The sequence below is a fragment of the Candidatus Limimorpha avicola genome (genome assembly GCF_056978975.1).
In genome coordinates this window covers 49,906-63,539 of sequence record NZ_DBMCYK010000002.1, presented here as the reverse complement: position 1 = coordinate 63,539, position 13,634 = coordinate 49,906, and the positions used below count along the sequence as shown (strand labels likewise).

The 13,634-nt window shown below is 37.5% G+C and carries 7 protein-coding genes; 6 read left to right on the top strand and 1 reads right to left on the bottom strand.

The window, feature by feature from the left end:
* Positions 1-3: 3 nt before the first annotated feature.
* The 5 genes from ACZOVS_RS01445 (at position 4) to ACZOVS_RS01425 (ending at position 8,684) form a co-directional block, all read left to right on the top strand.
* A complete protein-coding gene (locus ACZOVS_RS01445) occupies positions 4-1,029 on the top strand; it encodes an efflux RND transporter periplasmic adaptor subunit (protein ID WP_483995460.1) in 1,026 nt (341 codons plus the stop codon).
* Positions 1,030-1,060: 31 nt separating this feature from the next.
* Entirely contained in the window at positions 1,061-4,195 is a 3,135-nt protein-coding gene (locus ACZOVS_RS01440; RefSeq protein ID WP_483995459.1) for an efflux RND transporter permease subunit, read from the top strand.
* Position 4,196: 1 nt separating this feature from the next.
* The gene (locus tag ACZOVS_RS01435) at positions 4,197-4,490 is read left to right on the top strand and encodes a PG0541 family transporter-associated protein (RefSeq protein WP_483995458.1); all 294 of its coding nucleotides are present in this window, start codon (positions 4,197-4,199) and stop codon (positions 4,488-4,490) included.
* Positions 4,491-4,755: 265 nt separating this feature from the next.
* Positions 4,756-6,216, top strand: a complete 1,461-nt coding sequence (locus ACZOVS_RS01430; protein ID WP_483995457.1) for an SLC13 family permease — start codon at positions 4,756-4,758, stop codon at positions 6,214-6,216.
* 11 nt (positions 6,217-6,227) lie between these two features.
* Positions 6,228-8,684, top strand: a complete 2,457-nt coding sequence (locus ACZOVS_RS01425) for an ATP-binding response regulator (RefSeq protein ID WP_483995456.1) — start codon at positions 6,228-6,230, stop codon at positions 8,682-8,684.
* A 2-nt stretch (positions 8,685-8,686) separates the two neighbouring features.
* Here the strand turns inward: ACZOVS_RS01425 and typA are convergent, their stop codons facing one another.
* A complete protein-coding gene (typA, locus tag ACZOVS_RS01420; protein ID WP_483995455.1) occupies positions 8,687-10,498 on the bottom strand; it encodes a translational GTPase TypA in 1,812 nt (603 codons plus the stop codon).
* Positions 10,499-10,928: 430 nt separating this feature from the next.
* On the opposite strand from typA, the gene ACZOVS_RS01415 reads away from it, so the two are divergent.
* Positions 10,929-13,628, top strand: a complete 2,700-nt coding sequence (locus ACZOVS_RS01415; RefSeq protein ID WP_483995454.1) for a TonB-dependent receptor — start codon at positions 10,929-10,931, stop codon at positions 13,626-13,628.
* The last annotated feature ends 6 nt before the right edge of the window (positions 13,629-13,634 follow it).

Below are 13,634 nucleotides of genomic sequence, written 5' to 3'. Positions count from 1 at the left end.
AAAATGAGACGTTTCAATTTATTTTTAATCGCATCAATGGTATTATTGATAACATCATGCGGAGAAATCAAAACAAAAAACAAATCGGTTAATACTGTAGTAGAAGAAGACATTCCCGTAGTAACTGCCGTAAAGGTGCACAAAGAAAACATAGCACAAACAGTATTATACCCTACCATCATAGAAGCTGAAATTGTAAACAACATAGCACCTCAGACATCGGCAAGAATTAAGGATATATTTGTCGAAGTAGGAGACCATGTCAAAGCCGGACAGCGTTTGGCAAATATGGATGATGCCAATCTTGAAAAAGCTCGTTTACAGGTTGTTAATGATTCTCTTGAATATGGACGTACCAAAGAATTATACGAAATAGGCGCATCATCACAATCTGATTTTGACCTTATCACTCTATCGTACAGTGTATCACGCAAAAGTTATGACAATCTTTTGGAGAACACCAGATTGAACAGTCCAATAAATGGCATTGTCACTGCACGAAACTATGATAAAGATGACATGTATTCTATGGCTGAACCTATTTTTGTTGTACAACAAATAAAACCGGTAAAGATGTTAATCAACATACCGGAAAGTAAATTCACACAAATAAAGAAAGGCATGAAAGTAGATATCACTTCCGAAGTATATGATGATGTCGTCTTCGAAGGTAAAATAAATCTCATCTATCCAACCATAGATCCCAACACACACACTTTTACAGTAGAAGTCATCGTAGAAAATAAAGACGAACGTTTACGTCCAGGAATGTTTGCAAGAGTATCTGTCAATTATGGGGATGCTCACAATGTAGTGATACCTGACAGAGCCTTGCAAAAACAAATAGGTGCAGGAGACCAATACGTTTATGTTTTAAACAATGACAATACTGTAACTTTTACCAATGTAGAAGTAGGACGCCGTTTAGGTGACAAATATGAAATTCTTAGAGGTTTGAACGACGGTGACATGGTGGTGACTACAGGACAATCAAAACTGAGAAACGGCATCACTGTAGAAGTCAAATAACATTAAAAAGTACAAGTAAAAGAATCCAACAATGAGTTTATACAGATCATCAGTAAATCATCCAGTGACAGTATCTTTGGTATTTGTCACCATAGCGATACTTGGTATCTTCTCTCTAAGACAACTTGCCATAAATCTTTTACCTGATATGGGTGAAAACACCATCATGGTAATGACTACATATTCAGGAGCAAGCGCAGCCGATATTGAGACCAACGTATCAAAACCATTGGAGAACGTGTTGAACAGCGTTAGTGATCTTAAACATATCACTTCATCTTCAAAAGAAAATGTTTCCATCATATACCTTGAATTCAACTACGGTATCGATATAGACAAAGCCACCAACGATGTTCGAGACAAATTAGACATGGTAAGAACAGATCTTCCAGACAATGTAGGAAATCCGACAATATTTAAGTTCAGTATTGAAGACATGCCTGTAATGATGCTTTCTGCAAGTGCTAAAGAGAGTCTTAGTGGATTGGACAAAATATTAGACGACAAACTTGCAACACCATTGGCACGTGTAAATGGTGTAGGTACCGTTTCTGTTGCCGGTGCCCCAAAACGTGAGATTCAAGTATTTGTTGATCCCAACAAATTAGAAGCATACAACTTAACTGTCGAATCCATTTCATCCGCCATTGCAAGTGAAAACAAAAACACACCTGCCGGAACTATAGACATTGGATCTAATACTTATTCAGTACGTATAGAAAAAGAATTTGATGCTGCCAAAGAGATGCTCGACATTGTGATAGGCAGTTTCAACGGAAAACCCATTTACCTTCGTGATGTCGCAAAGGTAATAGACGGTGAACAGGAACGTCTGCAAAAGGTCTATACTAACGGTGAGCGTGGTGCGAGTATCACTATACAAAAACAAACCGATGCAAATGCCGTGCAAGTTATCAGGGGTGTCAAGAAAGAATTGAAAAGAATTGAGAGTTCGCTGCCTTCCGACATCAAGATAAACATCATCAACGATACTTCGACAAATATCATCAACACTATCAACTCATTGAAAGACACCATCTTTACTACATTTATACTCGTCATGTTGGTAGTATTTGTTTTCCTTGGCAGATGGAGAGCGACAATCATCATAGTACTGTCAATACCAATCTCTTTGGTAGCATCAGTGATATATTTGTTTGCTACCGGCAACACTTTGAATATTATCTCCATGAGTGCATTGAGTATAGCCATTGGTATGGTTGTGGACGATGCCATCGTGGTATTGGAGAACATCACCACGCATATCGACAGAGGTGTAAAGCCAAAAGAAGCTGCTGTACATGCCACACAAGAGGTGTCTATCTCTGTCATTGCATCAACATTGACAATGTTGGCTGTATTTTTGCCCTTGACAATGATAAAAGGTACAGTTGGTGTATTTTTCAACCAATTGGGCTGGATAGTAAGTATCATCATGATAGTATCCACATCAGCAGCTTTGACACTTGTACCTATGATGTGTTCCCGCATGTTGAAACAAAATGCCAATAACCACTCATGGCATGACGTAATATTCAAACCGATCAATAAGGGTCTCGATGCCATTAATAGAGGATACGGACATCTCATCAACTGGGCTGTGACACATCGTCTCGCAGTCATATTATTAGCTATTGGCATATTCGCCGGCACATTGTTCTTGACATTACCCAATCTAAAGACAGGATTCATGCCGACAATGGACCAGGGACGTCTGTCTATCAGCATTGAACTTCCCATCGGTACAGGTGAAAATGTAACTGATGAATTGGCTGCAGAATTATCAAAAAAATACATGGATTCAATACCGGAGATAGAGTTTTTGAACTACCGTTACGGCGTTGCTGACGAAGATAATGCTTTTGCCTCTATGCAAGACAACGGAACGCACATAATATCCATGAATATCAGCGTTGGAAGCAAGATGGACAGAACACGAAGCACTCAGGAAATCGCAGAATGGATAAGAAAAGACCTGAAAAACAATCCTGAGATAAAGAAATACGATGTTTCTGAAGGAAGAGGATTTGCCGGTAGCTCAAGTGTCGAGTTGGAAATCTACGGTTATGACTTCGATACATCAGACAGATTGGCAAAAGAACTTGCTGATATGATGAACAACACCGAAGAATTCTCACAGGTACTTATCAGTCGTGACGAATATACACCTGAATACCACGTTGATTTTGACAGAGAAAAACTGATGCTCAACGGCATAGACCTCACTACAGCATCCTCATTTGTCAGAAACCGCATCAACGGTTCTATCATGTCATATTTCCGTGAAGACGGTGATGAATATAACATCAGAGTGCGTTATGCACCTGAATTCCGTACAAGTGTAGAAGATATCGAAAACATTGTACTATACAATTCACAGGGACAAGCCATAAAAGTAAGTGAAGTTGCCAGTGTTATTGAAGGAGCGACTCCTCCTACCATTGAACGTAAAGACCGCGAACGTATTGTCACTATTACCGGTATTGTTACTAAAGGATATGCACTTAGTGAAGGTGTGCAAAAAGCAGAATCATTCATTAAACAAGCAGACATACCTACAGAATTTATGGTAAAAATTGCAGGTAGTTATGAGGATCAACAAGATTCTTTCAGCGATTTGTTTACTCTGTTATTTCTTATAATAATTCTCGTTTATGTTGTGATGGCAGCTCAATTCGAGTCTTTGACTGACCCATTTGTCATCATGTTCTCAATACCTTTTGCAATCACCGGTGTATTGATTGGTTTAACCGTTCATTCCATGGCATTGGATATAATGGCTTTGATAGGTGTATTGATATTAGCCGGTATAGTGGTGAAAAACGGTATAGTGCTTATAGACTACTCTATCTTGTGTTTAGACAGAGGTATGGATGTCAATACCGCCATAGTAACTGCCTCAAAACAGCGTCTGCGTCCTATTTTAATGACTACATTGACGACGGTATTAGGTATGATACCTTTGGCAGTTGGCAATGGTGAAGGTGCAGAAATGTGGAACGGACTCGGTATCACTGTGGCCTGGGGTCTTTCGATGTCAACATTGATAACATTGGTTCTCATCCCTACTCTATATGCAATTTTCGTTTCAAGAAAAAAGAAAAGGGAAGCAAATAAGGCAAAACGTTTAGCATTAAAACAATTAGAACAATCAAAACAATTATAAAATGACAGGAATATTTGTAGCATATAACCAGGCATATTATGATGAAATCATCTTATTGCTTGAAAAACATGGCACAAGAGGATATACAAGTTGGACAGAAATCTCCGGACGCGGAAGCGACAAGGGTGAACCCCATCTTGGAACACATACTTGGCCCACATTCAATGATGCGCTTATTACCTTTGTCGAAGACGACAAGGTCGATGACATAATGGATAGTCTTCACAAACTCGACTGTGTCTCAGAAGAACTTGGTCTGAGAGCATTTGCCTGGAAGATAGACAAAACCGTTTGAAAAACATCTTCAATTATTAAAAATTTTTCTCATACATTTTATTTATAAAGGATTTCTTTTTTGTAAGAAATCCTTTTTCTTTAATATAATGTACAAAGTATATTTTAACTTCAAATAAACCGAATATCATTTAACAATTCATAAAATTATTTGTTTAACCTCAAAATAATCAATAAGAAGCAGAAATACGACAATATTTTTAACATTATTTGACAAAATAAGTTAACTTTGCGATAATTTATAGACAAAATATAGAATATCAGATATGACCTCAAATAAAAAAACAGCAATCGATTATGGCAAAATTGTAAAGATTCTTATTGCCATCACTGTATTTCTAGTGTTATGGAACATCCCGTCAAGTCTAATTGGATTACCTGATATAAGTGTCATAGAGCATAGAGTAATAGCAATTTTCGGGTTTGCCTTTATCATGTGGCTGACTGAAGCCATACCTTCTTGGACCACATCGGTATTAATAGTGGTAATATTACTATTGACATGTTCAAACAGTTCCATATCAATATTTTACGATGTAGCTCCCGGTAAGACCTTAGGCGAGCCCATACCATACGCAAGTATCATGGCCTGTTTTTCCGACCCTATAATAATGTTGTTTTTAGGAGGATTCATTTTAGCTTCAGCTGCATCGAAATTGGGTATAGATGTGCAACTTGCCAGATTGTTTTTCAAGCCATTTGGAAAGAAATCCGAATTCGTACTGTTAGGATTTCTTTTAATCACCGGTCTCTTCTCAATGTTTATCAGCAATACGGCCACTGCTGCCATGATGCTGACATTCATGGCACCTGTATTGAAACAATTGCCTGAAGACGGCAAAGGACGTATAGGCATAGCATTGGCAATACCTATAGGAGCCAACATAGGAGGCATTGCAACTCCAATTGGCACCCCGCCCAATGCCATAGCTTTGAAATATCTCAACGACCCTGAAGGTCTTAACATGAACATAGGTTTTGGAGAATGGGTTAGCGTGATGTTGCCATATACTCTTATAATGCTGTTTTTTGCTTGGATATTATTGATAAAACTATTTCCGTTCAAACAGAAAACCATAGACCTCACCATAGAAGGGGGTGCAAAAAAAGGCAAAGATACCATAATAGTATATATAACTTTAGTAATAACAATATTATTATGGGTATTAGACAAATTGACAGGTATCAACTCCAATGTTGTTGCAATGATACCTATAGCTGTATTCTGTGTGACCGGCATATTCACCAAAGACGACTTAAAAACCATCAATTGGAGTGTGTTATGGCTTGTTGCCGGAGGATTTGCTCTGGGAGTTGCACTTTATAAAACAGGATTGGCAAATGACCTCGTAAAAGCCATTCCTTTTAATACGTGGTCCCCCATCTTCATTATAATAGGTACCGGTGTGTTGTGCTGGATGGTTTCCAACATAATATCACACACTGCAACAGCTACACTGTTATTGCCCGTCATGGTGGCTGTTGGAATCGGGATGCAAGATATCTTGGTAGGTTTTGGCGGAATACGGACCTTACTTATAGGTGTCACTTTAGCATCATCACTCGGCATGATATTGCCAATCAGCACCCCACCCAATGCCCTTGCTTACGGTACCGGTTTTATCAAGGTGCGTCACATGGAGATAACAGGTGTAATCATTGGGGTCGTGGGATTGGCATTAGCATATCTGATGCTAATAACATTAGGAAAAGCCGGGTTGTTTTAATAGTTTAATGTATGGATAAAAAGGGTACAAAGAACAAGAATTACAGAGTCAGATTCAGGTGGAATGCTATCGCCATATATATTTTTTGTGCCTTTTCATGCGTTGCCGGTGTATTGTATATCAACAGCCTGAAAGACAGTATCAAATCACAGAGAGAAAACATACAACGCAACGACAAAGTACTCGAATTTACAAATGAACTCATAAGCGAAGTCAATGAAGCACAGTCCGCAGCAAATTTATTCACCATAACGGATAACAAGCAGCATCTCGAGGATTTCAACCAAAGCATAGAAAAAATTAAAAGCATTAATGATTCAATCAAATATTATTACAACGACAGTACTGTAAACCAGATTCTGTTGTCAGACATCATTGAGTTGCTTAATATGAAAAAGGTGATAATTATTGAGATGTCGAACCAATATAACAGTTTCAATCCTTACAATGAGATTTTCAACTTAGTCAACAACTACCAACCGGAGGTCAAGACTCAAAAAAACATAAGCATACAAGAGCAAGATACAATTATATACAAACCACAGAAAAAAAACTTTTTTCAAAGAATAGGAGATGTTTTTTTACCTGACAATTCATTGGACAGCTTGGTATTGGTATCTAAAACCACGATAGACACCATTGAAAATATCGAAAAAGATAATACCATAGATATACTGCAAGACATCAAGTTATATACGGAGAAAGGAAAGTCTGAATATATTGCAATGGTACAGAATATTGAGAAACAATATGATGAGCTAATGGCTGCAGATCAAAAAATAGCGGAAGAACTTGCGGACATTTTAATAATACTTCATCGGCAGACGTTATATTCAATTTTGGAAGAAGTCCAGAAAAGCGAGGCTCTTATCGATAGAAATATCAACTACGCCATAATCGGAGGCGTGATGGCATTGATTCTGATATTGACATTCATATTTTTTATATTCAATGACGTAGAAAAAGTATCAAAAGCCCAAAAGGCAACCGAAGAAGCAAAGAAAAAAACAGAAGAAATAATGGAAAGCCGTCATAAATTGCTATTATCAGTATCACATGACATAAAAACTCCATTATCTTCCATAATGGGCAATATCGAATTATTACAAATGGACAACAACGAACTTAATAATAATCAACGAATTATCTCCATAAAACGTTCATCTGAGCATATTCTTGAGTTATTGTCCAATCTTCTCAACTATTCAAGTCTCGACCAAGGAAAACAAGTTATATCCCGTACCGAGTTTAATATCTCAAAAATGTGCGATGACATAAAAAACATGTTTATGCCAATAATCGAAAGCAAACATTTGTCGCTTCACTATCATAAAAAGATAGCAGACGACATGTATGTCATTTCAGATGCATTAAAAATAAAACAAATATTATGTAACATATTATCCAACGCCACTAAATACACAATAGAAGGTGAAATACACTTCGGTGTTTACAATAATGACAATAAAATGATTTTCAGCATTATAGACCAAGGTGTTGGAATACCTGAAGAGAGAATGAATGATATTTTCAAACCTTTCAGCAGGATAGAAAAGAATAGCGAATTAAGCGAAGGTTCCGGTTTCGGATTATATGTCGTAAAAGGCATGATAGAGTTACTGAATGGGAAAATATCCGTTAAGTCCAAAGTCAATTACGGAACACATATAGAAGTTCAGATACCGGTCAAGATTTCGGACGGCTCGCACAACACAGAGGAAACCACTGTTGTTGTATGCGACAAAAAGCATTTGAACATACTTATAATAGATGATGACAATAGTCTGCTCACTGTCACCAAGGCAATGTTGGACAAACTTGGACATCATTCCGATATATGTTTGACATCAGTAGAGTTCAACAAATATTTGGACAAACTTGACTTTTATGATGTAATATTGACAGACAGAGAAATGGGCACATACAGTGGCAATGACGTTCTTAATATCATCAAAAACATTAACCCTGACAAGAAGGTTATTTTAATGACGGCACGTTCTGAATACAATCATCGCAAGACATTGGCAGAAGGCTTTGACGGGTATTTAGAGAAACCTTTTTCTATCAATGACATAGCCACCATTCTAAATTGTCCTGTAACTGAAGAGGAAAAACAGCCTTCTGTTTTCGCTGACGAGTTCCCTGAATTATGCTCCATTTTCGGTGATGACGAATCAATACAAAACATTTTACAGGTTTTCGCCGATACAACGGCAGATAACCTAATAACCTTTAACACGGCAGTAAACAATGACGACTATATGGCGGCATGCAATTTATGTCACAGGATGAGCCCAATGTTCGTACAATTGGAAAAGAAAGAAATGGCAGCATTTCTTAACGAAATGGATATTGCAGGAAAAGAAAAACGTGATCCCCTGCCCGATTGGAAATCACGTTCTTTGGAATTTATAAATCAAGCCGATGACTTCTTAAATCATCTTTATGAGAAGTACGGCATCACATAGAATCATTCTTCAATACGTTTATTAGCTCTCTTGCGTTCTATCTCATCAAGGATGATCTTTCTCAGACGCAAACTCTTAGGAGTAACTTCAAGATATTCATCATCACGAATATATTCCATATATTCCTCCAATGAAAAACGCAATGGTGGTGTCAATACTATTTTCTCGTCCGAACCTGAGGCACGCACATTGGTAAGATGCTTCGTTTTATTGACATTGAGAACAATATCATTAGAACGAGTATTCTCACCTATCACCTCTCCTGCATAAACATCTTCATTAGGCATGACAAAAAAAGTTCCTCTGTCCTGAAGTTTCCACAAGGCATAAGGAACAGCCTGTCCTGTTTCCATGGCTATGAGAGCACCGTTGTTACGCGTTTGCATCTCACCTTTCCATGGCTCAAAATCTTTAAAACGGTGAGACATGACAGCTTCGCCTTCTGTTGCCGTCAACATATTGCTTCTAAGACCAATGAGACCACGAGAAGGAATTTCAAAATCGAGGTTCATGCGGTCGCCTTTGGGTTGCATATTAATCATCTCACCTTTACGAGAGGATACCAATTCAATGACACGACCTGCAAAATCTTCCGGCACCTGAACTGTAAGCATCTCAACAGGTTCACATTTTCTTCCGTCAATCTCTTTGATTATGACGCGAGGCTGTCCGATTTGAAATTCATAACCTTCGCGGCGCATCGTCTCAATGAGAATACTGAGATGCAGGATACCTCTTCCGAAAACCATAAAAGAATCCGGTGAATCTGTTTCTTCAACGCGCAAAGCAAGATTTTTCTCTGTCTCTCTGTAAAGACGGTCACGAAGATGTCTGGAAGTAACGAATTTACCTTCTTTACCAAAGAAAGGAGAATTATTGATAGTAAATAACATACTCATAGTAGGCTCATCCACTTGAATAGTAGGCAAGGCTTCCGGATTTTCATAATCGCATACAGTATCCCCAATCTCGAAGTCGTCAAGTCCCATAATTGCAACAATATCGCCAGCATTGACAGGCTTTTTAGTCCTTTCCTTACCTAGGCCTTCAAAAGTATATAATTCCTTGATTTGAGACTTTTTGACAGTTCCGTCTCGTTTCACAAGAGACACATTCATTCCAGCCTGCAACACCCCACGTTTCAATCTGCCAACAGCAATACGACCGACATATGAACTGTAGTCTAAAGAAGTAATCAACATCTGAGGAGTTCCTTCTTCAAACTTAGCTTCCGGTATAGTCTCGAGAATCACATCAAGAAGATAAGAAACATCATTAGTAACATGAGTCCAATGGTCAGACATCCAACCTTGTTTTGAAGAGCCGTAAACTGTAGGAAAATCCAATTGGTCATCATTAGCGCCGAGGTTAAACATGAGGTCGAATACTGCTTCCTGAGTCTCTTCCGGAGCACAGTTGGGTTTATCAACCTTATTAACGACTACTATGGGTTTAAGTCCTAACTGTATAGCCTTCTCCAACACAAAACGGGTTTGAGGCATAGGTCCCTCAAAAGCATCCACAAGCAAAATAACACCATCTGCCATATTAAGCACACGCTCCACTTCACCACCGAAGTCAGAGTGACCCGGAGTATCTATTATATTGATTTTTACACCTTTATAACGTACCGATACATTCTTTGATAATATGGTGATACCTCGTTCTCGCTCCAAGTCATTGTTATCCAATATCAATTCTCCGACATTTTGATTATCTCTAAACAATTTTGATTGATAAAGAATCCTATCTACCAAGGTCGTTTTACCATGGTCAACATGAGCGATTATAGCAACATTACGAATACTTTGCATATTAGTATTATTTTGATTATCAATATTTTATCACCATTTAAAAGAACTTGTCCCATTCTTCCGAAAAACGGGTGCAAAGTTACATTTTTTTATAGATATGATTTATGATTTTTTAATTTTTTTAGAATATAAAATAAGAGTCAAAATGATGCTCACTGAAATACTACAAATGAAACTAATCATTAAATATTCGAATTCTAACCATGACATGAAAAATTAATCAAAAATGCCATCTTTTTCAGTTAGAACAAAAAAACTTACATAATTTTGATGGATTTTTACATAAAAACATATCAAATCAATTATTTATCAATGATATAAGTTTAAATTCTTAACAATTTTTAATCATTCATTAACATCATCTTCTAATAATTGTATCAGAAACGTAACATCGTTTATCTTTTTTTGCACTGTCAAACAAAGATATGAAATGCGAGCGATTTACATCAAAACAACTTTTCTTATTGCCTTAATGCTTTACCTCTGCACGATTAAAGCTGCATCAATAAAAGGAACCGTCAAAGATAAAAACAGCAAAGAAGCCTTAATAGGTGTCACTATACAGATAGAAGGCAGTAATATCGGCACTGTCACTGATTTGGATGGCAATTATGAATTAAAAAACTTGGAATCAGGGATTTACACCTTAATAATACGTTATGTGTCGTATAAAACCGTAAGAAAGGAAGACGTAAATATTACAGGTGACATTACAATGGACATAGAGATGGAAGAAGATGAAAAACTCTTATCAGAAGTTGTAATTGTTGCGAGAAGAGATAATGAGAGTGAGATAACTTTGTTAAAGAGCAGACAGGAGGCCAATGTTGCTATTGAAAACATGGGAGCCAAAGAGATGAGCAGAAAAGGCATCTCTACTGTTGCCGACGGCGTAAGAAAACTGCCCGGAATATCCATAGCACAGTCAAGTCAACTGATAGTTAGAGGATTAGGCGATCGTTACAGTCTTACTGCATTAAACGGAATGCCAATAGCCTCCCCTAATCCGGACAACAAACTTATTCCATTAGACCTCTTTCATTCATCTACCATCCAAAATATCACTGTAGTAAAAGTATTTGAAGCCGGCAATTTTGCTGATTATTCCGGTGCCTACATAGACATCAACACCAAAGATTTTGCAGAAGAACCGTTTTTAAATCTGTCTTTCAACATTGGAGGAAGGATAAATACAGTCTTCAACGAATTTTATCAAAGCGACAAAACAATGGGATTATGGAATACGAACAACTTGTCTCAAGAAATAAAAGACATGACATATCAACAGTTTGGAGAATATGTAAAAGAAAAAGACCCTTTTGGCTCGACATTCAACATTAAACATACCGGAACATTACTCCCGGAATTTGGAGGGTCAATAAGTGCCGGAAGAGAGTTCAAAATAAAGTCCGGTAAATTAGGCATTGTTGCATCTTTAAGTATTGGAAACGAATACAACACCACTCCACAGGTTTACAAAGCCACATATAATGCCCAAGGTGCATTGATGAATGAGTTTACATCAGACAGTTACACTCAGGAACTCAACATGGCATCATTATTTAATGCAGGTTTTGCAATAAACAACGACAACAATATCAACTACACATTATTTTATGCAAGAAACGCAAATGACAATTATAAATTCAGAAGAGGAACAGACGATGAAGGAAACAGGTTGATCGGAAGCAACAGCGTATTACATGTTAACAAGCTGTTAACAAACCAAATACGTGGGACGCATTCGTTAAACAGCCGTTATGATATAAACTGGAGCGGTTCTTTCAGCAGCACCGGCAGCGATGAACCTGACAGACGACAGGTGATGTACAGAGATTACGACAGTATCTTTACATTGTTTTCTTTAAACCAACAGGAGACTATGCGATATTTCGGAGAATTGGATGAACATGAAGCTGTAGCTGACATCAGAATCAACGATAAAGGAACACATAAAATCAAGACAAACGCCGGTGTAAGTTACAAAATCAAAAAACGTGATTACACTTCGACAAGATTTTACTATAACACCAACAATTTGAATGTCACATTGCATGACATAAACGAACTATACAATACTGATGCCTTTCTCAATCATGAGAACATAGCAAACGGCAACATTATAATCACCAAAGACTATCAGCCTCGATTCGATTATTTTGCCGGTTCTGACGTAATGGCTGCATTCGGTGAAGCCGTTTACGACATAAACATACAATGGCAGTTATCTGCCGGCATTCGTTTCGAACATTCAGAACAATGGGTAAGATATTGGAACGATGCTTCCGTTGAGAAAATGTCAAATCTTGACAGCAACGACTTTTTCCCGTGTTTCAACATAAAGTACAATATATTCAACAACAGTAACATAAGATTTTCTTTCTCACGTACTGTGACACGTCCCGGATTTATCGAAATGGCACCGTTTCTTTACAAAGAATCTTTTGGCAGCAATGAGATAAGAGGTAATGAAAACATCGAAAACGGCTACAATTACAATATCGACTTACGATACGACATATATTCTGCCGACAACAAAAACATGTTTTCTATCACCGGATATTTCAAATGGCTTGAAAATCCCATAGAAAGAGTCCAGGAACTTGCCGGCGGTTCGGCTGTAAACACTTTTCTCAATGCTGATGACGGTATTGCAGCAGGTGTGGAAATAGATTTGAGAAAGACTATCTTAACCGCATTCTCATTAGGTATCAACGCCTCATTGATATATACCAATGTCATATTGCCTGAAAACGGTGTCTATACTGATTACAGCAGATTTCTTCAAGGTGCATCGCCATACCTTCTCAATGCCGACATTTCATACAACAAACAATTATCGGAAAACAAGATTCTACAAATGAGTCTTATGTACAACTTACAGGGACCAAGGATACATACTGTCGGCATAAACGGAATTGAAAATGTGATGCAGGAAGCGGTAAGTACAATAGATTTCAATGGCAACCTTAGAATAAACAAATATTGCTCCATAAAACTGAAAATAAAAGATTTGTTCAATACCAACATCAGATTTACACAAAAAATCAAAGGCAGCGGAGAAATAAAAGAAGTGGAAAATTATCAATACAAGACGAAATTTGAAATAGGAATAGGAATAAACATTTAATAAAAA